The organism is Gemmobacter serpentinus (assembly GCF_008973825.1).
Taxonomy (GTDB): domain Bacteria; phylum Pseudomonadota; class Alphaproteobacteria; order Rhodobacterales; family Rhodobacteraceae; genus Gemmobacter; species Gemmobacter serpentinus.
Genome location: NZ_WCHR01000018.1, coordinates 73,808 through 98,123 on the forward strand (window position 1 = coordinate 73,808; position 24,316 = coordinate 98,123).

Here is a 24,316-nt window from a genome sequence, read left to right on the forward strand (position 1 = left end):
GAAAACCTTTCGAACCTGTCTCAGTCACGGATGAAATGCGGTTTGAATCGGGAAAGATCCTGGGTGATGCGGGCGCGGTCCTCGCGGATGCCGATGCCCACGCAGTCCCGCCCCACGACCCAAGCCCCGATCACCGGGCGGAATGTGTCAAAGACCGGCAGCGGCTGATAGGCCTGAATGATGCGCGGATGCGCGTCATAGTCGCGGATCATCGCCCGGTCAGTCTGCTGACCATGCTCGAAGATGTCGATCGAGGCCCCCTCGCGCGAGAAGACGGGTTTGGAGACATAGCCTGCGGCAAGCTGTTTCTCGGCGCGGGTGAAGGCACCGCGCACCGCATTGGGCGCGAGCCCTTGGCCCGCCAGGGCCTGTGCCACATCAGCCTCGAAAAACGCAGGCAACAGGTTCGGATGCCCTTCGAACATCTGCCACAGCACCGGCAGCAGACCCTTGTTCGACAGCACCGCCTTCCAGGCCGGTTCCAGAAACATCGCGCCGGATCCCGCGATATGGCGGGCATAATCGTCGCGCAGCAGGTCTTCCCACGGGTATAGCTTGAACAGCGTGCCGATCACCCGGGACTGGTCATCGACGAATTGGCCATCGGGCGAGATACCGATCTTTTCCAGATCGCAATAATGCGCGCCAAGCCCCGCCTCGCGTGCGGCCCAGCCCATGCATTCGACCGTGGCATAATCTTCGGGATTGCCGCCAATGGCGGTGAAATGCAGATCGGTATCCGGCGGGAACAGCGTGCGAAAGCGTTCCACCAGGGCCTCATGGATGCCGTTGAACTGGTCATCGTCATCCTGCAACACGCCTGCCGCGATCTGGTCTTCCAGCCAGGACCATTGGAAAGACGCGCTTTCATAGAGCGAGGTCGGCGTATCGGCGTTGTATTCCAGCAGCTTGGCGGGGCCGCGCCCGTCATAGACCAGATCGAAGCGGCCATAGATTTCGGGCTCATTGCGGCGCCAGCTGTCGGCAATCAGGTCGCGATGCGCCTCGGGGATCGCCAGCCGCTCCATCAATTCCTGGCTCTGGACGATATGATCCACCGCCTCGCGGCACAGGCCGTGCAACTCTGTCGCGGGGTCCTCCAGATCATCCTCGATCTGACGCAGGCTGAATTGATAGGCCGAGCTTTCATCCCAATAGGGTTCGCCATGCATATCGGCGAAGGTGAAACCCAGCTCTGCCGCCTTGTCGCGCCATGAGGGGCGCTCGGGAAGCGTGATCTTCTGCATTCTCGGCCCCTCTCCTTCTCCGGCTCTCGGGAGATAGACGAATGCAGGCAGTTTCGCCAGCAAAGACCGCCCTGAACAAAATCGAGCAGGATGCTGGTCTCGCGGTTGGTGATGCCGGGGGCCTCGCGCGTTGCCCGTTCGGAGCCAAGTCCGATCCGCGCCATATCCGGGCCGGGCAGCCCTCTGTCAGATACTGAGCGCCTCTTGCAGCGCCTCGCGGCTCAGGCCTTCGCGGGCATGGCTGAAATGCACGGCCCCCCGGCGCAGAACATGAAATTCATCGCCAAGCGCATAGGCAAAATCGAAATACTGCTCCACCAGAATGATCGCCATATTGCCCTTGGCCTTCAGGTATTCGATCACGCGCCCGATTTGCTGGATGATATTGGGCTGGATGCCCTCGGTCGGTTCATCCAGCAACAAGACCTTGGGGCGCATGATCATGGCGCGGGCAATCGCCAGCTGCTGTTGCTGGCCGCCAGACAGATCGCCGCCGCGCCGATGGCCCATATCCTTCAGCACCGGGAACAGCTCATAGATCTCGTCCGGGATCTTGTGTTCCGATTTCGGCAGCAGCGAGAACCCGGTTTGCAGGTTCTCGGTCACCGTTAGCAGCGGAAAGATCATCCGACCTTGCGGCACCACCGCCAGCCCGCGCCGCGCCATCGCCTGCGCGGGCAGCACCGGCAGCGCCTCGCCATCCAGCGTGACCGCACCGCCCGAGCGCGGATGGGTGCCCGCCAACGCCTTGAGCAAGGACGTCTTGCCGACGCCATTGGTGCCCATGATGCAGGTGACGACCCCGGCGCGCGCCTCCAGATCGATGCCGTTCAGGATCTGGCTGCCGCCATAATGCAGGGTCAGGCCTTCGGTTTTCAACATCTCAGCGTCCCAGATAGACTTCGATCACTTGCGGGTTCTTGGTGACGTGATCCAGCGAGCCCTCGGCCAGAACCGAACCCTCATGCAGCACGGTCACCCGACAATTCAGACGGCGGATGAAGTCCATGTCATGTTCCACCACCACCACCGCGCGGGTCTTCGCCAGTTCCACCAGCAGGGCGGTGGTCTGTTCCCGCTCGATGAAGGACATGCCTGCGGCGGGTTCATCGACCAGCAGAAGCCGGGGCTCCTGCGCCAGCAGCATGGCGATCTCCAGCCATTGCTTCTGGCCGTGGGACAATTCGCCCGCCTTGCGTGGCAGGTGGTCTTCAAGGCCGACCTGATCGGCCAAAGCCTGCACGCGATCGCGATGCGCCTGTGTTTCACGCCAGAACAGCACGCGCCATGGCGCGCGATGGGCCTTCAGTGCCAGCATCAGGTTCTCGGAGACCGTCTGATCCTCGAACACCGTGGGGCGCTGGAACTTGCGGCCGATGCCCGCGCGCGCGATCTGCGCCTCTGACATTTTCAGCAACGATCTAGGCATTTCGCCAAAGGTCACCGTGCCCTCATCGGGGCGGGTCTTGCCTGTCACGATATCCATGAAGGTGGTCTTGCCCGCGCCATTCGGCCCGATCACCGCGCGCAACTCGGCCGCGCCAATGGCAAAGGACAGGTTGTTGATGGCGCGAAAGCCGTCAAAGGTGACAGAGACGCCGGAAACCTCCAGAAGCGAACTCATTCCTGCGCCTCCTTCTCTTGCAGGGCACCGTCATTCGGACCAAGCGCCGCGCCATGCCGGGCAGGCGTGGCGATATGGGCCAGCCGGTCGAACAGCCCGCCGATGCCCTTGGGCGCAAACAGCGTGACCGCAACGAAGGACAGGCCCAGCAGTACCGTCCACCAGTCAACCCAGTGGATGGTGTAGAAGCCCAGGGGGATCGACGGTGCCATGCCGCCCGTGAACCAGCTGGACAGCAGCGACACGAACGCCGCCCCGATCACCGCGCCGTAAAGCCGACCGCGCCCGCCGATGGCGACCCAGACCGCCAGATAGATCGAGGCGATGGGCGCAAGCTCTGCCGGGTTGATGATGCCGGCCTGCGGATAATAGAAGGCACCCGCAATCGCCGCGATCATCGCGGTCAGGGTGAAGATGAACAGCTTGTAGCCCTCGACCGGGTAGCCGAGGAAGCGCAGGCGCTGTTCATCATCGCGGATGCCACGCAGCGCGCTGCCGAATTTGCCGGAGATGACAAAGGCCGCCAGAACATAGCCAAGCGCCAGAAGCATGGCTGAGGCCAGGAAGAACAGGATCGAGGTCGTGGCCTGCGAGACATGGCCAAGGCCCGGCAGGTTCTGCAGCCCCGACAGCCCGTTATTGCCGCGCAACCCGCTGTCGTTCTGGAACAGGTAAAGCGCCAAGGCGAGGGTCATGGCTTGCGTCAGGATCGACAGATAGACCCCGTTCACCCGCGCCCGGAAGGCCAGCCAGCCAAAGACCAGCGCCAGAAGGCCGGGCACGATCAGCACCAAGGGCAATTGCAGCCAGGCACTATGGGCGAAAGACCAGATCGCAGGCAGGTCCGATCCGCCGACCACGCCGAAAATCTGGGTGGTCACGCCCTGCGCCACCTCCTCCGGGGTGGCGGGGATCGGGCCGGAGGCCAGCGCCTGCACCACGATTTCTTCGGTGCGGGCATACATCAGCCACATGCCGGTCATGTAGCCCCCGACCGCAAAGAACGCCATGTGGCCCAGCGACAGGATGCCGGTATAGCCCCAGATCAGATCCATCGCGACGGCGACCAGACACAGGCACAGCGTCTTGCCCAGCGTCTTGACGAAGGCGGTGGGGATCAGCCCGATCCCGAAACCCTCAGACAGAACGGTGATGACCAGGGTGAAGACCGCAAGGCTTGCGAGAAACCACAGGATCGACGGATTGCGGGCGATGAAGCTGCGGCTCATGTGGCACATCCGGGGGTTTCACACCCCCGGACCCCCGTGGGATATTTGTGAACAGATGAAGGGTGGTAGCGCATGATCAATCCCCCGCCGCGCGGCCCTTGAGGGCGATGATGCCCCGGGGGCGGAACTGGATGAACAGGATGATGAAGAGGATCATATAGGTCTGGGCCGCCAGCGTATTGGCCGGGTTCAGCCATTCGATGCCCTTCTGGAAGCCGCCGATCATCGCAGCCCCCGCAAGCGCCCCCCAGATATTGCCGACGCCGCCGACAACCACGGTCATGAAACTTTGCACGATGTAATCGGAGCCGAGCTCCGAGGTGACCTTGGCGAAAAGCCCGATCGCCACGCCCGCAATGCCCGCAATGCCGGAGCCAAGGCCGAAGGTCAGCATATTGATGCGGTCGGGGTCGATGCCCATCGAGGCGGCCATGGTCGGGTTCTGGGTGACAGCCCGCACTTCCAGCCCGAGCCGCGTGCGCTTCATCAGCCAGAGGAAGAAGGCAAGGAAGGCCAGCGCCAGCACGAAGATCGCGATGCGGATATAGCTGATGGCGATGATGTCGTTGAAGGCCAGTTGTCCGTCCAGCCAGGCCGGCGCGGTCAGGGGCCGGGCCTGCGTGCCGAAGATGTTCTTGGCGATCTGTTGCAGCGCGATGGAGATGCCGAAGGTGGCCAGCAGCGTTTCCAGCGGGCGCTTGTAAAGATGGCGGATCACCAGCCGTTCCATCGCGACACCGGCGGCGAAGGTGACGGCAAAGGCCAAAGGCAGCGCCACGACAATCGAGATCGTGTAGTTCGGGATCAGTTGCTGCACAACATACCCGGTATAGGCACCCATCATGATGAACTCACCATGCGCCATATTGATGACCCGCATCACCCCGAAGGTGATGGCAAGGCCGATGGCGGCGAGGAAGTAGATCGAGGCGAGCGACAGCGCGTCAAGGCCAAGATCGGTCGCGGTCATCAGCCCGACCTTGGTGTCGATACTGGCCAGCGCCGCGCGAGCGGCATCGGTGACGCCTTTGTCCTTTTCGCGGTAGGCATCATAGAAGACATGGGATTTCAGGGCGGCGGCCACCTCGGCATCGGTCGCGGCAGGCGGGACGGCACCGGATTGTTCCAGCGCCTCATAGGCCTTGTCGCGCCCGGATTGCGTGGCCAGATCGGCCAGCGGCACACCGGCCACCGCGCCATCCCGCAGATGGGCGGCCAGCGCGTCCTTCTGATCCTTGGGCGTGAGGCGGGCGGGGGCAAGGCCCGCCGTGACCAGCAGATCATAGGCCCCGGGCAGGTCTGCGGGCAGAATGGCCGCGATATTCTCATCCGAAGGCAGCGCCGTGGCCGCATGCCGCGTGGTCAGCAGAAGCGGGTTCAGCGCGCCACGCGCATCCAGTGCGGTATCGCCCTCCAGCCGCTGGATCGCGGCGATGCGGGCGGCGCTGTCGGGATCGAATTGCAGGGTCAGAAAGGTATCCAGCCGTTCCTTGCGGGTCTTCAGGGCAGGATCGGTCTCGCCCGCAATCGCCGCGCGCAGCGGTTCCAGCTGGCTGGCGGCGGGGGATTTCGCAATCGCGTCCAGCGCGCGGGCGCGGTTGGCGGGATCGGGGTCCGACAGGGTGAATTGCACCAGCGCCGCCGCGATCAGTTCGCGCACACCGGCATTGGGTTTCAGCTCTGTCACATCGGCCTTGGCGGCAAGCCCTGCGGAGGTGCCATCGGGGGCGGTCAGGGCCCAGCCCGCGCCCTCGGGCGCGATCACGAAGAACGCGCCATCGGATTTGCGCAGACCCAGATGCCGATCGCCCCAGGCGCGCAGCAATGCCGCCGCCGCCGGATCGCCGGTTGCGGTGATCGCATCGATCACCGGGCCGATGGTCTGGCGCGAGGGTTTCTCGATCTTGGCGCGCTCAAGGCTCAGGATCTCTGGTAGGGTTTGGGCAAAGCCGGGCAGGCCAAGGCACAGCGCCACGGCAAGCGGCAGCAGCAAACGGAACATCCGACGCCTTTCGGGGAAGGGGCTTGTTGAAAAGGCCGGGGGAGACCTGGGTCACCCCCGGCAAGTCAGCTCAGTAGTTCGAGGTCAACTGCACGCAGGTTTTGGTCTCGGTGTTATACATGCCGCATTTCAGGTCTTTCCAATCCGATTCCAGCACCGCCGAGGCGGGCAGGAAATCGGTCCAGGCATCGCCCGGCACCGGCTCGGTCTGGCTGATGATGTCGAACTGGCCATCGGCGCGGATCTCGCCGATCAGCACCGGCTTGGTCAGGTGGTGGTTCGGCAGCATCTCGGCCACACCGCCCGTCAGGTTGGGGAATTTCTGCCCGACCATCGCATCGATCACCGGGTCCACGGCGGTGGTGCCTGCCGCCGTCACCGCATTCACCCACATGTTGAAGCCGATATAATGCGCCTCCATCGGGTCATTGGTGACGCGCTTGTCATCCTTGATGAAGGCTTTCCATTCCTTGATGAACGCAGCATTTTCCGGGGTGTCGGCCGACATGAAATAGTTCCAGGCGGCAAGGTGGCCGACAAGGTTGGTGGTATCCAGACCCGAAAGTTCTTCCTCGCCCACCGAGAAGGCTACGACGGGCAGCTTGTCGGCGGTGACGCCCGCAGCCGCCAGTTCCTTGTAGAAGCCGATATTGGCATCGCCATTGATGGTGGAGACCACACCGACCTTCTTGCCATCGGCACCAAGTGCCACGACATCGGCCACGATCTTGGACCAGTCGCTATGACCGAAGGGGGTGTAGTTCACGAAGATGTCTTCCTTCGGAATGCCCTTGGAGATCAGATAGCTTTCCAGAATGTTGTTGGTGGTGCGCGGATAGACATAGTCGGTGCCGAGCAGCGCAAATTTCTGCACGCCCAGCTCGTTCAGGTAGTAATCCACCGCCGGAATCGCCTGCTGGTTCGGCGCGGCGCCGGTGTAGAAGACGTTTTTCGACGATTCCTCGCCCTCATACTGCACCGGGTAGAACAGCAACCCGTTCAGTTCCTCGATGACCGGCAGCACGGATTTGCGGCTCACGCTCGTCCAGCAGCCGAACATCACATCGACCTTGGAGACGGTCAGCAACTCGCGCGCCTTTTCGGCGAACAGGGGCCAGTCAGAGGCCGGATCGACCACCACCGCCTCCAGCTTGCGACCCAGCACACCGCCCTTGGCGTTCTGTGCCTCGATCAGCATCAGCATGGTGTCTTTCAGCGTGGTTTCGGAAATCGCCATCGTGCCCGACAGCGAATGCAGGATGCCGACCTTGATCGGTGCTTCCTGCGCAAAGGCAAAGCGTGGCGCGACCATCGGGGCGGCGAGGGCGGCGGCGACGGTGGCAAGAAGCTTGCGGCGCGTGAATTGCATGAGGGTCCCCCTGGGCAAGCCGGTATCGCATCGCGCCCGGTCAGGGCACGGCATCGGCGATCCGGCAGTCTTGTTGTTTCAGCGACTTGGTTCTTGGGCGAATGCGGGATGGTGGTAGCCATCCACGATACAAATCCTGCGGACCCTGCGGCCCACATTCAGGACGCTACGCAAGCTGTCGCGGCGGCGGCAAGGGGCGTGCTGCATCGCAGCGCGGGCGCGGAGATTTTGCCGCAGAAATGGCGCAAGATACGGGCATTTGCCTGTTTCCTGCGCAGGTCGGGAAGGGAATCGGCTGAAAACGGCACCGGATTGCCGGAAAGCGGCAGGTCCGGTGCCAGGGGTTACTCATAGGAAGGGAGGCCCTGCGCCCGTCATCAGCCGATCAGAATCGCCCTGAAATCATTGACATTTGTCAGGGTTGGGCCGGTCACCACCTGCCCGCCGATGGCAGCAAAGAAGCTATGCGCATCATTGGCGGCCAGGGCGGAATCGGGGTCAACTCCGGCTCTGCGCGCTTTTGCCAGCGTCTCGGGGCCGATCAGCGCGCCCGCAACCTCGGCCGCGCCATCGACGCCATCGGTGTCGCAGGCAATGGCATGGATGCCAACAGCACCTTGCAGGGCGATGGCAAGCGCAAGGCAATATTCCGCATTCGGCCCGCCCACGCCCTTGCCGCGCCGCGTCACCGTCAGTTCCCCGCCCGAGATCAGCAGAAGCGGTGCATCGCCGGGCTGGCGTGCGGCTTGCAGACGCAACGCCTCTGCCGCATGGGCTGCCGCCACCTCCCGCGCCTCGCCCTCCAGATCATTGCCAAGGCTGATGACGTGCAATCCTGCCGCCTCGGCCTGCGCCTGTGCCGCCGCCAGCGATTGCGAAGGGGCGGCATAGATCAGGTTTTCCACCCGGGACAGGCGCGGATCATCGGGCGTGACCACACCGCTTTGCGAAAGGGCTGCTTTAGCGGCTGCGGGCAGCGGGATCTGCCATTCCGTTGCGATCTGCGCCGCATCCGCCGCTGTGGCCGCCTCGCCCACGGTCGGGCCAGATCCGATCAGCCCCGGCGCATCGCCCGGCACATCGGAGATCAGCAAGGCCAGCATCCGGGCGGGATGGGCGGCGGCGGCAAGCTGCCCGCCCTTCACCCGGCTCAGATGCTTGCGCAGGATGTTCATCTGCCCGATGGGCGCACCCGACGACAGCAGCGCCTGATTGACCGCCTGCTTTTCCGCAAGCGTCATATCGCCTGCGGGCGCGCAAAGCAGCGCCGAGGCCCCACCGGAGATCAGCGCCAGCACGAAATCATCCTGTCCCAGACCCGCGACCAGATCCAGCATCCGGGCGGTGGCCGCCACCCCCGCGGCATCCGGCACCGGGTGGGCGGCCTCGACAATCTCGATCCCGGTGCAGGGGCGGGCATAGCCGTAGCGGGTGATCACCAGCCCCTCGCAGGGGCCCCATGCGGCCTCGACCGCCTCGGCCATGCGGGCGCTGGCCTTGCCCGCGCCGATCACCAAGACCCGGCCCGCAGGTTTCGGCGGCAGATGCGCGGCCAGCGAACGGATCGGATCGGCCACCTCGACCGCGCGGTCAAAAAGCTGGCGCAGCAGCAGGTGCTCGGGGCAATCGGCGGTCATATCGGGCTCTTTCTCCGGGGGATGGTGGGAGAGGGCGGCGCGGCGGGCGCGCCATCTGGTGCTTGGCAAATCGGGTTTGCGCGGGCACAACAGGGCCGATTCCTAGTGCATCACGCGCCGCCGGTCCAGTGGGCTGCGGCATTGGCCGGTCGATGATCCCGGCATCCCCTTCCAGAGCAAAGTGCAAGAGATGAGCCGAACCACCCCGAAAATCCTGATCGCCGATCTGATCGGCCTCGCCTTCGGCCCGGATGGCCAGCCCGATCCGTCTGCCGCCCGCGCCCATATCGAGGGGCGTGGCGGGTGGTTCCATTTCGGCTCTGCCAAGGGCGTGCAGATTGAGGAAGGCCGCGCGCATTTCTTCTATCTGCCGCATCTGTCCACCCGCGAGGATCTGATCGCCGAGGCAGGCGACGGGCTTTATGACGCGGTGATTGCGGCGGCAACCTTCCTGCCCGCAGAGACGCGGTTTGATCTGGGCGGCGTACGGATCGGCACCGGCACCGGCAATATGGGATCGGCCAGCTGGGGCGGCGGCGATGGGGCGGGGGGTATGGCTCCGTTGATGAACACGCCCGGCATCAATGCCCGCGCCACCGCGCAGATGGTGCTGAAGGCGCTGATCCGCGTGCGCCCCGATCTGCCGGTCGAGTCGCTGCATGAGCAGGTGGCTGCCGGGCAATATGACACCGGGCGCGATCTGGTGAAGACCCCGACCGCCAAGCTGGAAGGCCAGCGTCTGGCGGTGATCGGCTATGGCAATATCGGGCGCGAGGTCGCCAAACTGGCCCGCGCTTTCGGGATGGAGGTGGTGATCCATGCCCGCCCACGTCACCGCGTCTGGATCGAGAGCGAAGGCTTCATCTGGGCCGCAACGCCCGAGGCTGCGGCACAAGGTGCCCATGCGCTGACCGTGCATCTTGGTCTTGGACCGAAAGGCCCGCAGGGCTTTGCCAATGCGGGCCTGATCGATGATGCGGTGCTGTCGGCGATGGCCCCTGGTGCGGTGCTGTTGAACTATGACCGGGGCGAGCTGGTCGAGATCGCGGCGCTGGATCGCGCACTGGCCTCGGGGCAGATCGGCCATGCGGCGATTGACGCGGACCTGTTTCACGATCGCGACAGCGGTGCGTTGTCCGGCCCGATGCAGCCCTATCTGGCGCTGCTGGCGGCGCATGGGGCAAAGCTGTCGCTGCTGCCCCATGCGGCGGCCGATACCGATCACCCGACCCGGGTGGCGGGGGCTGTTCAGGCCATTGATCAGATCCTTGAGGCGATCGAAACCGGCGTGGTCCGCAACCTCAAGGGCGATCTGCCGGAAGGATATACCGATGGTGGCGCGACCGCGCCGATGGGCCTGGGCGGGGTGACGGCGGGCGATCTGAACCGGCTTGCGCCCGATCTTGCCGCGCTGTCCGATCAGCTTGCGGCGCTGAGCACCGCCTTGCAAACCCTGCAATCATCCGGGCCGCAGGCGGCGGGCGAAGGGCTGATGCTGGCCGCAAACCGGGTGGCTACCCTGCTGCGGCAATACGGTCTGGAAGGCCCGTGGAAGGGGTGATCAAAGCGGTGGATCTGTGGGGGTTTCCGCCCCCCAGATCACCGCGCGTTCATGCCGCCGGATGACGTGTTTCAGGTTGTCGAAGGCCGCGATGATATGGCCCGCAAACCGTTCTGCCGCAGGCGCGCGGGCCATATTCACGCGCCGCAAAATCCCGAGCGACCTGTTGGGCTGCGGGATGTTGTAGGGCAGCACCGTGATGCGGTTTTCCTTGCGCTGCGCGAAAACCGTGGAATAGGGCAGCACCGCCAGCGCATCGGTTTCCACCAGCACATTCACCACGCTCATCAGTGACCCGCCCGAATAGCGGATGTTCAGATCCGACATGCCGATGGACATCAGGATCATCTGCAAATCCGACATCAGTGGCGATCCGGGCAGCGGCGCGACCCATGGATAGGTGGTCAGATCCTGGGTTTCCAGCGGGCGCTTGCGCATCAGGGGATGGCCGGGGCGGCAGGCCACGATATTGCGGCCGGGCAGGATCTCGGTGAATTCGAAACCGGGGCCAAGATCCAGCACGCCAATCGGCACGATGCCCATATCGATCTGCGCGGCCTCAAGGGCTGCCGCCATTTCCGGCAGGTTCATATAGCTTTGCTGCACGGTGACGCCGGGTTCCTGATTGAGAAATTCGCCAATCATCTGGCTGATCATCGCATCCATGAAAAACGGCACGCCCGCCACCCGCACCACGCCCTTGGTGCCGCGCACAAAGCCCTGCACCGCGTCTGACGCCCGGCGCGAGGCCGCAATGATCATGCGCCCCTGCACCGCAAGTTGCAGCCCAAGGGGCGTGGCCTGCAAAGGGCGACGGCCCTTGATGAACAGGGGCTCGCCCACCCGGTCTTCCAGCATGGCAAGCGAGCGCGAGACGGCGGGCTGGGTCAGCCCCAGCATCGCGGCCCCTTCGGAAACCCCGCCCGCATCCAGAACGGCGGCGAGCTGCATCAGATGGCGTTCATTCAGCTTCATAGCACTCTGTTATACCGCCCCTCGAACAACTCAAACAAAAAAGCAGGGCGCGGGGTAAACCTGTTCTTACGGGGATGGGAGGCCCCGGCGGATGCAGCGCGAAACATCGGTTCTGCCTGTGGGCGAAAACCCCGCAGCAGAAAGCAGCACACCCCAGAAAGGCGCCGCGTTTTCCGCGCGGCTGGCCGGCCTGCCGGTCACCCGGCTTGGGCAGGGGCTGGCGGCGCTGGTCGATGCGCTGGACGGGTTGGTGCGCGATCTGCGCCTGACACCCACCGAGTTCCGGCAGGTGCTGGATTACCTGACCGACGTGGGCCATGCGGCGGATGCAAGGCGGCAGGAATGGGTCTTGCTGGCCGATGCGCTTGGCCTGTCTGCCTTGGTCGAAGATCTGAATGGCAGGCGACCAGCGGGCTGCACCCCCAATACCGGGGCCGGGCCGTTCTACCGCGCCGATGCACCGCTGCGCGACAATGGCGCGACGATCAGCCTTGATGGTGTGGGCACGGTGTTGCAGGTGCGCGGACGCGTGCTGTCGCTGAACGGCGCGGCTTTGGCGGGGGCTTTGGTCGAGGTCTGGCAGGCCAACGGCCAGGGCAAATACGAAAATCAGGAACCCGACCTGCAACCCGAAAACAATCTGCGCGGGCGGTTGAAAACGGATGCGCAGGGGCGCTTTGCCTTCCGTTCCGTGATGCCGGGTGGCTATGCGCTGCCCTCTGACGGGCCGGTGGGGCAGCTGATGACCCGGCTGGGCCTGTGCCTTATCCGCCCCGCCCATATCCATTTCCGCGTCTCTGCCGCAGGGCATGAGCGGCTCACGACCCATATCTTCGACCGCGCCGATCCCGCCATCAATCGGGATGCGATCTTCGGGGTGAAACCCGAACTCTTGGCCGATTTCCGCGCGATGCCCCTCGACGGAGGTGTGATGGGCCGCGCGCTCGACCTTGACCTTGTGCTTTGCCCGCTGCGGCAAGGCTGACCGAAAACCGCCCAGCACCCTGTCCTGGGGCGGGCTGCACGACAAACGCCCCAAGCCCGGATCGGGCCGGGCTGAACGACCAAAGGAGGAGAGACCATGTCCACGATCAGCGGATACCACCACCTGACCATGTCCACGGACGGCGCGCAGGAAGATTTCGATTTCTACACCAAGACGCTTGGCCTGCATTCGGTGAAGCGGACCGTGCTGTTTGACGGCACAGTGCCAGTCTATCACCTGTATTACGGCTCACCCAATGGCGATGCCTCGACCATCATCACCACCTTCCCCTTCAAGAAGCCCGGTGTTTACGGCCGTCGCGGCACCAACCAGTCGCGCACCATCATGCAGTCGATCCCGATGGGTGCCGCCGATTTCTGGGTGGACCGGCTGAATGCACGCGGCATCCCGGCCGAAAAGATCACCCGTTTCGGGGCGGATCGCGTGGCCTTCGCCCATCCCTGCGGCATCCCGCATGAGCTGGTGGAAAGCGACAGCGATAGCCGCACGCCGATCACCAATGACGCGCAAGGCATCGGGGCGGCCCATGGCATCAAGGGCATCTATGGCGGTCTGGTCGCCTGTTTCGACCGCACCGCGATGGATGATTTCATGACCATCGCGCTGCCGCTGACCAAAGAGGCCGACACCCATGAGGGCACCGTCTATCGCGTGCCGGACGCCAATGGTGTGATCCAGCGCGTCGAGGTCGTTGAGGACCGCACCAGCCCGCAAGGCACCTGGACGCTGTCGGGCGGCACCATCCACCACCTTGCGCTGAACACCGGCGATGAAGAAAACCAGATGAAGCTGCGTGCCCATATCGAGGGCCTGGGCTTCACCGATATCTCGGAACAGAAGGACCGCAACTATTTCAAGTCCTGCTATGTCCGTTCGCCTGGCGGCGCGCTGTTCGAACTGGCATGGACCACGCCGCAGGGCTGGGCCCGCGACGAGGAGCCGGGCGAGATCGGCAAGACCCTTGTCTTCCCGCCGTGGTTCAAGGATCGCGAGGCCGAGCTGCGCGAAGGTCTGGAACAGGCCGAGTTCGCCTGATGACTGCGGTCGTTGCATCCGGGGCACTCGCATCGGGTGCGGTGCATCTGGCAGCGTCAAGGGCAAGGGCGGTCTGCGTCCTTGTCCATGGCCGCGGCCAATCACCCGAAGAGATGCAGTCCCATATTCTGGCGCGGCTGGCCGTGCAGGATGTGGCGTTCATCTTGCCGCGTGCGCCCCATTCCGGCGAAGCGGGCGGGGCCTGGTATAATGCCAAGGCGGTCGATCCGCTGAGTGATGACACGATCGCGGCGCTTGCCACGGCACGCGACCATCTGGCGGCGGATGTGGCCTCGGCCCGGGCGCTCTATCCCCGCCTGCCGTTGGTGCTGGCAGGGTTCTCGCAAGGGGCGTGCCTGTCGCTGGAATATGCCTTTGCAGGGCTGCCCGCGCCTGAGGCATTGGTGGCCCTGACAGGCTGCCGTGTCGGCGCGTTGGCAGACCTGCGGCCAAGGGCGTTGCCGCCGGAATTGCCCGTCTGGCTGACCGGATCGGACAATGATCCGTGGATCCCGGTCACCGCCTTTGCCGAGGCCGCGCTGGAACTGGGACGCGGGCGCGCGCGCTTGCAGGCCGCGCTTTACCCCGGACGCGGGCACGAGGTCTCAGATGCCGAGATCGCGCTGCTGCAAGGCGTGCTGCAGGCCCCGCTTGGGTGACCATGAGGGCATGATCCGGCGGTTTCATAACGCCGGGTTATGCTGCCCGACCAAGATCCTAAACAAAAGCGGTCCGCCTGCGGACATGCTTGGCGCGGAGACGGCGCGGGCGGGACGGGTCGCGCCAGACGCTCATCAGGGAGGATGACATGATTACCAGACGCAGGTTCCTGCATACATCGGCGGCCACCGGCCTGACGCTTGCGGCCTCCGGCCTTGCTGCGCCAAGTCTTGCGCAGGGGGCAAAGATCAAGCTGGGCTATGTTTCGCCACAGACCGGCCCGCTTGCGGGCTTTGCCGAAAGCGATGCCTGGAACATCCAGGCCTTTCTGGCCTCCGAACTTGGCCAGAATTTCGAGGTCGTGGTGAAGGACAGCCAGTCCAACCCGAACCGCGCGGCAGAGGTCGCAAAAGAACTGATCCTGAGCGATGGCGTCAATCTTATGCTGGCGGCCTCGACCCCGGAAAACACCAATCCGGTGGCGGGTGTGTGTGAGGGTGAGGGCGTGCCGGTCATCACCACGGTTGCGCCGTGGCAGCCTTGGTTCATCGGCCAGCAGGGCAATCCGCGCGATCCCGCAAGCTGGAAACCCTTCGACTATGCCTTCCACTATTTCTGGGGCATGGAGGATGTGATCCGCGTCTATACCGCGATGTGGGATCAGCTGGCGACCGACAAGGCGGTGGGCGGCCTCTTTCCCAATGATGCCGATGGCAATGCCTGGGGCGACAGTGACAATGGCCTGCGTCCGGGCCTTGCCGAAAAGGGCTATGCCCTGACCAATCCGGGCAGCTTCCAGAACCTGTCGGATGATTTCTCGGCCCAGATCAACGCGTTCAAATCGGCCAATACCGATATCATCACCGGCGTGCTGATCCCGCCGGATTTCGCCACCTTCTGGGCGCAGCTGCGCCAGCAGGGGCTGAAGCCCAAGGCGGTCACGGTGGCCAAGGCGCTTTTGTTCCCGCAATCGGTGGAGACGCTGGGGGCGGCAGGGCACAACCTTTCCTCCGAAGTCTGGTGGTCGCCCTCGCACCCGTTCGCATCGACGCTGACCGGACAAAGCTCGGCCGATCTGGCCGCCGACTTCACGGCAAAGACCGGACGGCCCTGGACGCAGCCCATCGGCTTTGTTCATTCGCTGTTTGAGGTTGCGGCCAATGTCATGGGCCGGGTGGATGACCCGAGCGATGGCGATGCCGTGGCCGAGGCTGTGGCCGCGACCGATATGACCACCGTGGTCGGCAAGGTCGCTTGGAACGGCGCGGGCGTGCCGGACTTTGCCGCAAAGAACGTCTGCAAGACGCCGCTGACCGGCGGGCAGTGGCGCATGAAAGAAGGGGGCGGTTACGATCTGGTGATCGTCGAAAACGGCGGGGCGACCGAGATCCCCACCGGCGGGCAGATGGAAGCCCTGGCCTGAATGCGCATCCGGGCGGCGTGTTCAGCGCCGCCCTTGTGACTCGGTTCCGTCGCGGCCGGACTGTTCCCGATAGGCCAGTTGCGGGCGGGTGATGCCCAGCAGGCGCGCGGCAGCGGACAGATTGCCGCCGGTTTGCGCCAGTGCCATGGCGCGGATCCGCGCCTCATGCGCGGGCAGGGAAAACCCGCCCGCTGCCAGTTTTGCAGCAATCCAGCCCTCATCCGCATCTTGTCGGGCCGGGCAAATGCGCGCCAGCGCGCTGTCCAGATCCGCAGGCGTCAGCTCATTGCCGGATTGCGCGGCAAGGGTCAGGGCGGTCAGCACCCCATCCAGTTGATCCAGATCGGCGATCTTGCCATGCAACTCTGGCAGGTCAGCGGGTTCCGCAAGGCCCAGTTGCGCCGCGATCTGGGCCATGCGTTCCTTTGCCAAAGCCTGCAGATCGTCGCGCTGTGGCAGGCCCGGCAGTTCCAGCGCCAAGGGCGCCAGCCGCGCCCAAAGCGCAGGTGCCAGATGCCCGGCCAGCCATGCCAATGGCCGGGCAGAGACCAGCACCAGACGTGGCAGCGGATCAGGATCGCCAGGCAGCAAGGCTGCCCGCAGACGCGCCGCCAGTTCAGCCTGTGTCGCCGGGGGCAGATCCTCGACCCCTTCGATCAGCACTGACTCGGGCTTTGGACGTTTGCGCCCCGGCTGCGCGCGGGCCATCGCCTCGCGCAAGCTTTCTGGATTGCAACTTGCGGCCACCAGACGCAGCGCCTCATCGCTGTTGCGGGCCAGAAGATGATTTGCCGCCGCCTCTTGCCCGCAACTGCCCGCGCCTGCGATCAGGCAGGGCAGCGGCAGCCGGGCGGCCAGATCCAGCGCCTCCAGCACCGGGGCCAGCAGGGCGGTTGCTGCCCCGCGCGACCGGCTGATCCGGGCAGGTTTGCGCAGCCCCTCAGCGTCGGAGCTTTCGCCGGGGCTTGCGGGCAGGATGCGGCTGCGGAACAGCACGACATCGGGGTCATCCTCGCCCCAGCCTTCGGCCAGCTTGCCAATCACCCGGCAGGCGCGATGACCCTGCGCCGCGCAGGCGGTTTCCTTATAGACCACCAGCGCGCCGAAGAAATGGCTGGCGTAGCCCGAGGCATAACCAAGCTGCTGCCAGCAGACCGGGCGCGCCGCCTGTCCGGGCATCGGTGCCCCGCGCATGTCGCCTTCAGCCTCGCTGGCCTCAAGCGAATTGTGCCACAGGAATTCCGCCGAAAACCGCCCGCGTGCAAAGTCGAAATCGTTATGCACGGTCTCGACCCGCACGATGCCGCTGAACATATGCAGCCGCGTGCCTGCGGTGAAGGCATCGCCCCGGTCCAGCATCGGCCAGCTGGAGGCGACGAAAGCCGCATCATTGCGCCCCATGCGAAAGCCGCGCCGCAGCAGGAAAATGCGCGCCTCATCCTCGCCTATCTGGCGCACAAGTTCACGCCGCAGGATATGCTCGGCCTCGGCCAGTTGCAGCGTCACCCGCGCACCATTCAGGTGCAGCGTGCCGCTGGCGGGGTCAAATTCCAGCCCGGCCAGAAATTCGCGCAAGGTGGGCCGCCCGCCCCGATCCAACAGGGCGGCGGAGTCGGAATTGCCCCGGATCGGCAGCAGCGGACGCTTCATGATGTGACCTATCAGGATTTCATGTAATGATGATCTGATTTTATCAATACATCAATGTCGCGCGACCAATCTGTTTCCTGTTTTCGGCGTCCTTGCGAAAAACCAAATAAATTCAGCGCCTTGCCTATATAGCGTTCCGCTATAAAAATTCCTGTTTTCCGCATTTGACTTGGCAGGTCATCCGCCCGCTTCATGCTGCCTGTGATCGCGCTCTCTGGGAGGGGGGCGGGAGTTTCTCGTCAAGGTTTCCAGCAACAACCGGGGATTTCCCCGGGCGAAGGTGCATGTCCTGCCCCACCGGGCGGGCCGGTCGCCTTTTGCCGGACCGGAGGGGCGAAAGGCGCAGGGAAGGAAAAGGCCATGGCTTCACTTGAGACAATGTTCGATGTGCGCGGCAAATCCGTGATCGTCACCGGCGGGGCCAGCGGCATTGGCCGGGCTTACGCCGAAATCATGGCCGAAGGCGGCGCGCGGGTCTGCATCTTCGATATCGACAGCGCCGGCATCGCCCGCGCCGTGGCCGAGATTGCGGGCGATGTCTGGGGGCAGGTGGTTGATGTGGGCGACCGCCGCGCCATGGCCGAGGCCTTTGACGAGGTGGCCGCGCGCCATGGCCGGATCGACACGGTCTTTGCCAATGCGGGCATCGATCCGGGGCCGGGCTTCATGACACCAGAAGGCGAGCGCAACCCCGATGGGGCCATCGAGAATATTCCCGACAGCCAGTGGGATCGCGGCATCGAGATCAATCTGACCTCGGTCTATACCACCGTGAAAAATGCCGTGCGCCACATGAAGCCGCAGGGCCGCGGCGAGATCATCGTGACCTCGTCGATTGCGGCAGAGATCAACGAAAGCATCGTCGGCACCAGCTATATGCCCGCCAAGGCGGCGGTGAACCATTTCGTGCGCCATATGGCGATGGAACTGGGCGCCTTTGGCATCCGCGTCAACGCGATCCTGCCCGGCCCCTTCATCACCAACATCGCCGGGGGGCGCTTGCGCAACAAGGCCGATCGCGCGGCATTTGAAGCGCAATCGCTGATCGGCCGTATCGGCGATGTGGAAGATATCAAGGGCCTCGCGCTGCTCTTGGCCTCGCCCGCAGGCAGTTACTTTACCGGCTCGCTCATCGTGATCGATGGCGGCTCGCTCACCCGCATGACCTGACCATTCCACCCCCCGACCCGCTCAGGAGGAGGGCGGGTCGGGGGCACCGTGCCAACCCCGAGGGAGGAAGACATGACCTATTACAACAAGCTGATAGGATCGGGCATCAGCCGCCGGTCCCTGCTGCGCGGCATGGGGGCAGGGGTTGCGGCCTCGACCCTTGCACTGCCGGGCTATCTGCGGGCGCAGACCGCGGGCAAGATCAAGATGGCCTATATCACCCCGGCGACCGGCCCGCTTGGCCTGTTTGGTGAGACCGATGGCTATACCGTGCAGAAAATCCGCGCAGCCCTTGGCGGCCAGATCACCACGGTGGATGGCCGGGTCTATGAGCTGGAGATCCTGGAACGCGACAGCCAGTCCAATCCCAACAAGGCGGCCGAAATCGCGGGCGATCTGATCCTGAATGACGAGGTGCATCTTGTGGTGCCGGCCTCGACCACCGACACGATCCTGCCGGTGATGGAACAGGCCGAACTTTACGAGACGCCCTGCATTTCCTCGGGCGCGCCCTGGCAGGCTGTGGTCTTCCCGCGCGGTGGTGGCGAGTTCGACTGGACCTATCACTTCTTCTGGGGGCTGGATGAGGCGCTGAACACCTTTGTCGGGCTTTGGGACGGGCTGGAGACCAACAAGAAGGTTGGAATGCTGTTCCCGCAAAACATCGATGGCGAGACCTGGGGCAATGACGAATATGGCCTGCCGGTGCCGACGCGGGCCGCAGGCTATGACGTCACCATACCGGGCTATTTCCAGGCGCGGACCAATGATTTCTCGGCGCAGATCGCGGCCTTCAAACAGGCGGGCTGCGAGATCATCGGTGGCATCACCTATCCCGATGACCTGAAGACCTTTGTCACCCAGTGCAACCAGCAGGGCTTCAAGCCCAAGGCGGTGACGGTGGCGGCGGCGCTGCTGTTCCCCGGCGGAGTGGAGGCCATGGGCCCCTTGGGCACAGGCATGTCGTCCGAGGTCTGGTGGACGCCCGCCTTCCCCTTCCCCTCGACGCTGACCGGCCAGAATGGTCGCGCGCTGGCCGACCAGTGGGAGGCCGACCAGAAGCGGCAATGGACCCAGCCCCTGGGCTATTCGCACGCGCTGCTGGAGGTCGCGATCGACATCCTGCGCCGTTCTGCCGATCCGCTGGACCGCGAGGCCAACCGGGCGGCGATGGCTGCGACCGATATCACCACCGTCTGTGGCCCGGTGAAATTCGCAGGCACGCCGCACAAGAACATCTGCACCATGCCGATTTTCGGCGGCCAGTGGGTAAAGGGTGAGAAATGGCCCTATGACCTGAAGATCGTCGACAATTCGGTCAATCAGCTGTTCCCGCCGGAGCAGAAGATCGTGCCGATTTCCTGGTAATCATGCTGGGCGGGGGGGCCGGGATGACCCGGGACATTCTGCTGGGCGCGCGCGACGTGTCGAAAAGCTTTGGCGCGGTGCGGGTTCTGCACGGCGTCAGCTTTGATGTGCATCGTGGCGAGGTGCTGGGCATTCTTGGCCCCAACGGGGCGGGCAAGACCACGCTGTTCAACATGATCAGCGGCGATATCAAACCCTCGGCCGGGGAGATCCGGCTGGGGGGCGTGACGCTGAAGGGCGAGCCACCGTTCCGGCGTTGCAAGATGGGGATCGGGCGCACCTATCAGATCCCGCGCCCCTATTCTGGCATGACCACGTTCGAGAACCTGCTGGTCGCCTCGGCCTTTGGCGGCGGCAAGTCGGAACAGGACAGCTATGCCTTCTGCGCGCAGGTGCTTGAGGATTGCGAACTGGCCGACAAGGCCAATCTGCGGGCAGGGGGCTTGACGCTTCTGGACCGCAAGCGGCTGGAACTGGCGCGCGCGCTGGCCTCTGACCCGCAGCTTCTGCTGCTGGATGAAATCGCGGGCGGGCTGACGGATGAGGAATCGAAAGACCTTGTCGCGCTGGTCCGGCGCATCCGGGATCGCGGTGTCACCATCGTCTGGATCGAACATGTGCTGCACGCGCTGCTTGCGGTGGCTGATCGACTGATGGTGCTGAATTTCGGTGAGAAAATTGCCGAAGGCGCGCCGGATGCGGTGATCGCCGATGCGGAAGTGAAGCGCGTCTATATGGGGATCGAGGGATGAGCGGCCCTATTCTGTCCACCCATGGCCTGATCGCGCGCTATGGCGATTTCCAGGCACTTTACGGCATTGATTTCGAGATCGCGGCGGGCGAGGCCGTGGCGCTGATCGGCGCCAATGGCGCGGGCAAATCCACCTTCCTGCGCGCGGTGATGGGTCTTTTGCCGGTCGCCCCCGATATGGTGCGGATGGAGGGGTCCAATATCGGCGGCACCGCCACCGACCGCATGGTGCAGATGGGGGTCGCCATCGTGCCCGAGGGGCGGCGCCTTTTCGCGGGCATGTCGGTCGAAGACAATCTGCGCGTGGCCATCGATCAGGCCGAACGGTTGGGCCGCAAGGGCGGCTGGTCGCTCCCGCGCCTGCATGACCTGTTCCCGATCCTGAAGGAAAAGGCCCGCACCCCGGTGCAAAGCCTGTCGGGCGGTCAGCAACAGATGGTCTCCATCGGGCGGGCGCTGCTGTGTCAGCCAAGGCTGTTGCTGTGCGACGAGATCAGCCTTGGCCTTGCGCCCAAGGTGATCCGCGAGATTTACGCCGCCTTGCCGGAGGTGCGGGCGCAGGGCACCTCGGTCATTCTGGTGGAACAGGATGTGGGCCTCGCCAAGCAAGCCAGCGACCGGCTCTACTGCTTGCTGGAAGGCCGCGTGACCCTGACCGGGCGGTCAATCGAGGTCACCCGCGACGCCATTTCCCAAGCCTATTTCGGAGGATCCCATGCAGTGGTTTGATGCGCTTGTGCAGGGCGTGCTGCTGGGCGGCATGTATGCGCAATATGCCCTCGGCATGGCGCTGATGTTCGGCGTCATGAAGATCGTGAATGTCAGCCATGGCGATCTGGTGATCCTGCTGTCGCTGGTGGGGATTTCGCTTTCGTCGTCCTTTGGTCTGGGGCCGTTCACGGTGATGGTGGCCTTGGTGCCGCTGGCGCTTGGTCTGGGATGGCTCTTGCAAAAGGCGATCCTGAACAAAGTGGTGGGCGAAGACCCGCTGCCGTCGCTGATCGCGACCTTCGGCCTGTCGCTGGCGCTGCAGAACCTGATGCTGCAGATCTGGTCGGCCAACAGCCGGTCGCTGCCTGGTGGCGGGATTGAAAGCAAATCGATCCAGATCGGCGGCATCTATATCGGCCTGTTGCCGGTGATCGTTCTGGTCTTTGCGGTGGCGCTGACATGGGGGCTCGACCTCATGCTGAAACGCTCGCGCTTTGGCCGCGCCCTGCGGGCCGCTGCGGCGGATGTGGAGGCGGCCGCGATGACCGGGATCAACCCGCGCCGCGTCTATGCCTCGGCCACCGCCATTGCGGTCGGCATCCTTGGCTTTGCGGCGGTGTTCCAGTCGCTGCGCTCGACCGTGGCACCCGCCGATGGCGGCGCGCAGCTGATCTACGCCTTTGAGGCGGTGATCATCGGCGGCATGGGATCGGTCTGGGGGGCCTTCATCGGATCGATGGTGCTGGGCGTCACACAGGCGCTTGGCTTCCGCATCGATCCCGGCTTCGGCGTGCTGGCCGGGCACCTTGTTTTCCTGCTCGTGCTGGCGACCCGCCCGCAGGGCCTGTTCGGAAAGGCCTGACCCATGGCATTGACTGCAACCCTTCCCGGGCCGCGTCTTACGGTGCAGCGCCAGACCAGATCGGGGCGCATCGCGCTGGTGCTGTTCGTCGTGGCGGTGATCGGCCTCGCCGCCATGCCGTTCTGGGCCAAGACCGGCACGATCCGCATGGTGCTGGAACTGTGCTGCTATATCGCGGTGGCGCAGATGTGGAACATGCTGGCGGGCTATGCCGGGCTGGTCTCTGTCGGCCAGCAGGCCTTCATGGGCGCGACCGGTTATGCACTGTTCGTGCTGGCGCAGACCTTTGGCATCAACCCTTTCATCGCGATCTTCCTGTCGCTGCTGGTGCCTGCGGTGCTGGCGGTGCCCTGCTATCTGCTGCTGCACCGGCTGGACGGGCCCTATTTCGCCATCGGCACATGGGTGGTGGCCGAGGTGTTCCGGCTGGTTGCCTCCAATATGGGATGGCTCAATGCCGGGGCGGGGATGTCGCTGTCGGTGATGAAGGAATATTCCGCCTTCGAGCGCAATCTGGCGATGTCGCTTCTGTGCGCGCTGATGATCCTTGTCACCATCGGCGGCAGCTACTGGTTCCTGCGCTCGCGCTATGGGCTGGCGCTGATTGCGATGCGCGACAATCCGGTCGCGGCGGCGAGCCAGGGTGTGAACGTGAAACGCCTGCGCTTCATGATCTATGTCGCGGCGGCGGTGGGCTGCGGCTTTGTCGGCGCGGTCTATTTCATGGCGCAGCTGCGCATCAATCCGCCCTCGGCCTTTGACCCGATGTGGTCGAACCTTGCGATCTTCATCGTCATGGTGGGCGGCATCGCCTCCATCGAGGGGGTGCTGATCGGCACGCTGATCTATTTCATCGCGGATCGCTATTTCGGCGAATACGGCGCCAGCTACTTTGTGGTGCTGGGGGTGATGACCGTTCTGGTCGCGCTTTATGCCCGGGGTGGCATCTGGGGCATGGTCTCAAAACGCTGGGATGCGCCGTGGTTCCCGATCCGCCGTCACCTGATCATCACGAAGGACATGCCATGAAGGCCGTCATCTTTGATGCGGTCGGCGCGCCCCTGCGCGTCGAGACCCGCCCCGATCCGACCCCCGGCCCCGATGAGGTGGTTCTGCGCGTCGCAGGCTGCGGCATCTGCGGCAGCGATCTGCACATCACCGAAGACCCCGCCCCCTTTGGCATCGGCGCTGGTTTCGTGCTGGGGCATGAAATCGCGGGCGAGGTCGTGGCGATGGGCGCTGAGGTGCAGGGCCTGCGGATGGGTGACGGCGTGGCTGTGGTGCCAATGCGCGGCTGTGGCCGTTGCGCCCGCTGTCTGGCCCAAGACCCCGCCCGTTGCGCCGAGATGGTGCTGATCGGCGGTGGCTATGCCGAATATGTCACCGTCGCTGCGCGCCAGTGCCGCCTGATGCCTGCGGGCGTCGATCTGGCTGATGGCGCGCTGGCCGAACCGCTGTCGGTTGCGCTGCATTGCATCGTGCGGTCGGGCATGAAGCCGGGTGACCGGGTGGCGATTGTGGGCGCGGGCCCCATCGGGCTTCTGGTCGCCTTCTGGGCGCGGCGCATGGGGGCCAGCCATGTGGTGGTGGCCGATATCCATTCGCATCAGCGCGCGCGTGCGCTGGCGCTTGGGGCCACCGATTTTGCCCTGGCGGGCGAGCGGCTGGCGGAAAACCTTGCCGATCTTTGCGGGGGTCCGCCCGATATCGTCTTTGAATGCGTGGGCAAGCGCGGTCTGCTGCAGGCCGCAACTGAGGCGGTGCGCTTGCAAGGCAAGGTGGTCGCCGTGGGCCTGTGCATTGGCGGCGACGCTTGGGACCCATTCGTGGCGCTGTCGAAGGAAATCGACCTGATCTTCACGGTCTTCTTCCATCAAGGCAACGAGTTTGGCGTGGCGTTGGACGCGCTGGCCTCCGGCCTGCCGCAGCATCTGGTCACCGATCGTATCGGCCTGTCACCAGTGCCACAGATCTTTGAAAGCCTGCGCCGCCGCACCACCCAATGCAAGGTGCTGATCCAGCCCGCATTGTCCTGA

Annotated in this window: 21 protein-coding genes; 12 read left to right on the top strand and 9 right to left on the bottom strand. The window is 64.5% G+C overall.

Annotated elements, in window-relative coordinates; genetic code table 11:
- Nucleotides 1-20: 20 nt before the first annotated feature.
- The 7 genes from GBJ34_RS11455 to GBJ34_RS11485 form a co-directional block, all read right to left on the bottom strand.
- Nucleotides 21-1,247 carry a glutathionylspermidine synthase family protein gene (locus GBJ34_RS11455; RefSeq protein WP_151719412.1) on the bottom strand — a complete coding sequence of 409 codons (1,227 nt, stop codon included), beginning with the start codon at nt 1,245-1,247 and terminating at the stop codon, nt 21-23.
- Nucleotides 1,248-1,433: 186 nt separating this feature from the next.
- Complete coding sequence (gene urtE / locus GBJ34_RS11460; RefSeq protein ID WP_151719413.1) at nt 1,434-2,129, bottom strand: urea ABC transporter ATP-binding subunit UrtE; 696 nt, start codon at nt 2,127-2,129, stop codon at nt 1,434-1,436.
- Between the two features lies 1 nt (nt 2,130).
- Nucleotides 2,131-2,871 (bottom strand): urea ABC transporter ATP-binding protein UrtD, encoded by a 741-nt coding sequence (gene urtD / locus GBJ34_RS11465; protein ID WP_151719414.1) that lies wholly within the window; start codon nt 2,869-2,871, stop codon nt 2,131-2,133.
- The gene (gene urtC, locus GBJ34_RS11470) at nt 2,868-4,100 is read right to left on the bottom strand and encodes an urea ABC transporter permease subunit UrtC (RefSeq protein ID WP_151719415.1); all 1,233 of its coding nucleotides are present in this window, start codon (nt 4,098-4,100) and stop codon (nt 2,868-2,870) included. The genes urtD and urtC overlap by 4 nt, the downstream gene beginning before the upstream one ends.
- Before the next feature lie 76 nt (nt 4,101-4,176).
- Nucleotides 4,177-6,102 (bottom strand): urea ABC transporter permease subunit UrtB, encoded by a 1,926-nt coding sequence (gene urtB, locus GBJ34_RS11475; RefSeq protein ID WP_151719416.1) that lies wholly within the window; start codon nt 6,100-6,102, stop codon nt 4,177-4,179.
- A gap of 70 nt (nt 6,103-6,172) precedes the next feature.
- The gene (gene urtA, locus GBJ34_RS11480; protein WP_151719588.1) at nt 6,173-7,414 is read right to left on the bottom strand and encodes an urea ABC transporter substrate-binding protein; all 1,242 of its coding nucleotides are present in this window, start codon (nt 7,412-7,414) and stop codon (nt 6,173-6,175) included.
- 434 nt (nt 7,415-7,848) lie between these two features.
- Entirely contained in the window at nt 7,849-9,108 is a 1,260-nt protein-coding gene (locus GBJ34_RS11485) for a glycerate kinase type-2 family protein (protein ID WP_151719417.1), read from the bottom strand.
- Nucleotides 9,109-9,298: 190 nt separating this feature from the next.
- Between GBJ34_RS11485 and GBJ34_RS11490 the strand changes: the two genes are divergently transcribed.
- Complete coding sequence (locus tag GBJ34_RS11490; RefSeq protein ID WP_151719418.1) at nt 9,299-10,669, top strand: NAD(P)-dependent oxidoreductase; 1,371 nt, start codon at nt 9,299-9,301, stop codon at nt 10,667-10,669.
- Here the strand turns inward: GBJ34_RS11490 and GBJ34_RS11495 are convergent, their stop codons facing one another.
- Nucleotides 10,670-11,644 carry a LysR family transcriptional regulator gene (locus GBJ34_RS11495; protein WP_151719419.1) on the bottom strand — a complete coding sequence of 325 codons (975 nt, stop codon included), beginning with the start codon at nt 11,642-11,644 and terminating at the stop codon, nt 10,670-10,672.
- Between the two features lie 91 nt (nt 11,645-11,735).
- On the opposite strand from GBJ34_RS11495, the gene GBJ34_RS11500 reads away from it, so the two are divergent.
- The 4 genes from GBJ34_RS11500 to GBJ34_RS11515 all read left to right on the top strand — a co-directional run bounded on the left by GBJ34_RS11500 (nt 11,736) and on the right by GBJ34_RS11515 (nt 15,768).
- Nucleotides 11,736-12,629, top strand: a complete 894-nt coding sequence (locus tag GBJ34_RS11500) for a dioxygenase family protein (RefSeq protein ID WP_151719420.1) — start codon at nt 11,736-11,738, stop codon at nt 12,627-12,629.
- 96 nt (nt 12,630-12,725) lie between these two features.
- On the top strand, nt 12,726-13,685 hold the full coding sequence (locus GBJ34_RS11505; protein ID WP_151719421.1) for a VOC family protein: 960 nt from the start codon (nt 12,726-12,728) through the stop codon (nt 13,683-13,685).
- Nucleotides 13,685-14,344 carry an alpha/beta hydrolase gene (locus GBJ34_RS11510; RefSeq protein WP_151719422.1) on the top strand — a complete coding sequence of 220 codons (660 nt, stop codon included), beginning with the start codon at nt 13,685-13,687 and terminating at the stop codon, nt 14,342-14,344. The genes GBJ34_RS11505 and GBJ34_RS11510 overlap by 1 nt, the downstream gene beginning before the upstream one ends.
- A 149-nt stretch (nt 14,345-14,493) precedes the next feature.
- The gene (locus GBJ34_RS11515) at nt 14,494-15,768 is read left to right on the top strand and encodes an ABC transporter substrate-binding protein (protein WP_151719423.1); all 1,275 of its coding nucleotides are present in this window, start codon (nt 14,494-14,496) and stop codon (nt 15,766-15,768) included.
- 21 nt (nt 15,769-15,789) lie between these two features.
- Here GBJ34_RS11515 and GBJ34_RS11520 read toward each other — a convergent pair whose 3' ends face one another.
- Entirely contained in the window at nt 15,790-17,418 is a 1,629-nt protein-coding gene (locus GBJ34_RS11520) for a XylR N-terminal domain-containing protein (protein WP_151719424.1), read from the bottom strand.
- A 360-nt stretch (nt 17,419-17,778) separates the two neighbouring features.
- Between GBJ34_RS11520 and GBJ34_RS11525 the strand changes: the two genes are divergently transcribed.
- From GBJ34_RS11525 to GBJ34_RS11555, 7 genes are all read left to right on the top strand, one after another.
- Nucleotides 17,779-18,588: an SDR family NAD(P)-dependent oxidoreductase gene (locus GBJ34_RS11525; RefSeq protein ID WP_151719425.1), complete on the top strand. Its 810-nt coding sequence runs from the start codon at nt 17,779-17,781 to the stop codon at nt 18,586-18,588.
- A 72-nt stretch (nt 18,589-18,660) separates the two neighbouring features.
- Nucleotides 18,661-19,956, top strand: a complete 1,296-nt coding sequence (locus tag GBJ34_RS11530) for an ABC transporter substrate-binding protein (RefSeq protein ID WP_151719426.1) — start codon at nt 18,661-18,663, stop codon at nt 19,954-19,956.
- Nucleotides 19,957-19,979: 23 nt separating this feature from the next.
- Nucleotides 19,980-20,708 carry an ABC transporter ATP-binding protein gene (locus tag GBJ34_RS11535; protein ID WP_151719427.1) on the top strand — a complete coding sequence of 243 codons (729 nt, stop codon included), beginning with the start codon at nt 19,980-19,982 and terminating at the stop codon, nt 20,706-20,708.
- Complete coding sequence (locus tag GBJ34_RS11540) at nt 20,705-21,436, top strand: ABC transporter ATP-binding protein (RefSeq protein WP_151719428.1); 732 nt, start codon at nt 20,705-20,707, stop codon at nt 21,434-21,436. The genes GBJ34_RS11535 and GBJ34_RS11540 overlap by 4 nt, the downstream gene beginning before the upstream one ends.
- On the top strand, nt 21,423-22,280 hold the full coding sequence (locus GBJ34_RS11545) for a branched-chain amino acid ABC transporter permease (protein ID WP_151719429.1): 858 nt from the start codon (nt 21,423-21,425) through the stop codon (nt 22,278-22,280). Before GBJ34_RS11540 ends, GBJ34_RS11545 begins: the two co-directional genes overlap by 14 nt.
- A gap of 3 nt (nt 22,281-22,283) precedes the next feature.
- A complete protein-coding gene (locus GBJ34_RS11550) occupies nt 22,284-23,309 on the top strand; it encodes a branched-chain amino acid ABC transporter permease (protein ID WP_151719430.1) in 1,026 nt (341 codons plus the stop codon).
- On the top strand, nt 23,306-24,316 hold the full coding sequence (locus tag GBJ34_RS11555) for a zinc-dependent alcohol dehydrogenase (RefSeq protein ID WP_151719431.1): 1,011 nt from the start codon (nt 23,306-23,308) through the stop codon (nt 24,314-24,316). The genes GBJ34_RS11550 and GBJ34_RS11555 overlap by 4 nt, the downstream gene beginning before the upstream one ends.

What these genes read in the sequence shown, in the direction of transcription:
- GBJ34_RS11545 (WP_151719429.1), top strand. Translation starts at nt 21,423, where the DNA reads ATGCAGTGGTTTGATGCGCTTGTGCAGGGCGTGCTGCTGGGCGGCATG.
- GBJ34_RS11485 (WP_151719417.1), bottom strand. Translation starts at nt 9,108, where the DNA reads ATGACCGCCGATTGCCCCGAGCACCTGCTGCTGCGCCAGCTTTTTGAC.
- GBJ34_RS11535 (WP_151719427.1), top strand. Translation starts at nt 19,980, where the DNA reads ATGACCCGGGACATTCTGCTGGGCGCGCGCGACGTGTCGAAAAGCTTT.
- GBJ34_RS11495 (WP_151719419.1), bottom strand. Translation starts at nt 11,644, where the DNA reads ATGAAGCTGAATGAACGCCATCTGATGCAGCTCGCCGCCGTTCTGGAT.
- GBJ34_RS11500 (WP_151719420.1), top strand. Translation starts at nt 11,736, where the DNA reads ATGCAGCGCGAAACATCGGTTCTGCCTGTGGGCGAAAACCCCGCAGCA.
- GBJ34_RS11515 (WP_151719423.1), top strand. Translation starts at nt 14,494, where the DNA reads ATGATTACCAGACGCAGGTTCCTGCATACATCGGCGGCCACCGGCCTG.
- GBJ34_RS11455 (WP_151719412.1), bottom strand. Translation starts at nt 1,247, where the DNA reads ATGCAGAAGATCACGCTTCCCGAGCGCCCCTCATGGCGCGACAAGGCG.
- GBJ34_RS11555 (WP_151719431.1), top strand. Translation starts at nt 23,306, where the DNA reads ATGAAGGCCGTCATCTTTGATGCGGTCGGCGCGCCCCTGCGCGTCGAG.
- urtD (WP_151719414.1), bottom strand. Translation starts at nt 2,871, where the DNA reads ATGAGTTCGCTTCTGGAGGTTTCCGGCGTCTCTGTCACCTTTGACGGC.
- urtB (WP_151719416.1), bottom strand. Translation starts at nt 6,102, where the DNA reads ATGTTCCGTTTGCTGCTGCCGCTTGCCGTGGCGCTGTGCCTTGGCCTG.
- GBJ34_RS11520 (WP_151719424.1), bottom strand. Translation starts at nt 17,418, where the DNA reads ATGAAGCGTCCGCTGCTGCCGATCCGGGGCAATTCCGACTCCGCCGCC.
- urtE (WP_151719413.1), bottom strand. Translation starts at nt 2,129, where the DNA reads ATGTTGAAAACCGAAGGCCTGACCCTGCATTATGGCGGCAGCCAGATC.
- GBJ34_RS11525 (WP_151719425.1), top strand. Translation starts at nt 17,779, where the DNA reads ATGGCTTCACTTGAGACAATGTTCGATGTGCGCGGCAAATCCGTGATC.
- GBJ34_RS11550 (WP_151719430.1), top strand. Translation starts at nt 22,284, where the DNA reads ATGGCATTGACTGCAACCCTTCCCGGGCCGCGTCTTACGGTGCAGCGC.
- GBJ34_RS11505 (WP_151719421.1), top strand. Translation starts at nt 12,726, where the DNA reads ATGTCCACGATCAGCGGATACCACCACCTGACCATGTCCACGGACGGC.
- urtC (WP_151719415.1), bottom strand. Translation starts at nt 4,100, where the DNA reads ATGAGCCGCAGCTTCATCGCCCGCAATCCGTCGATCCTGTGGTTTCTC.
- GBJ34_RS11530 (WP_151719426.1), top strand. Translation starts at nt 18,661, where the DNA reads ATGACCTATTACAACAAGCTGATAGGATCGGGCATCAGCCGCCGGTCC.
- urtA (WP_151719588.1), bottom strand. Translation starts at nt 7,414, where the DNA reads ATGGTCGCGCCACGCTTTGCCTTTGCGCAGGAAGCACCGATCAAGGTC.
- GBJ34_RS11510 (WP_151719422.1), top strand. Translation starts at nt 13,685, where the DNA reads ATGACTGCGGTCGTTGCATCCGGGGCACTCGCATCGGGTGCGGTGCAT.
- GBJ34_RS11540 (WP_151719428.1), top strand. Translation starts at nt 20,705, where the DNA reads ATGAGCGGCCCTATTCTGTCCACCCATGGCCTGATCGCGCGCTATGGC.
- GBJ34_RS11490 (WP_151719418.1), top strand. Translation starts at nt 9,299, where the DNA reads ATGAGCCGAACCACCCCGAAAATCCTGATCGCCGATCTGATCGGCCTC.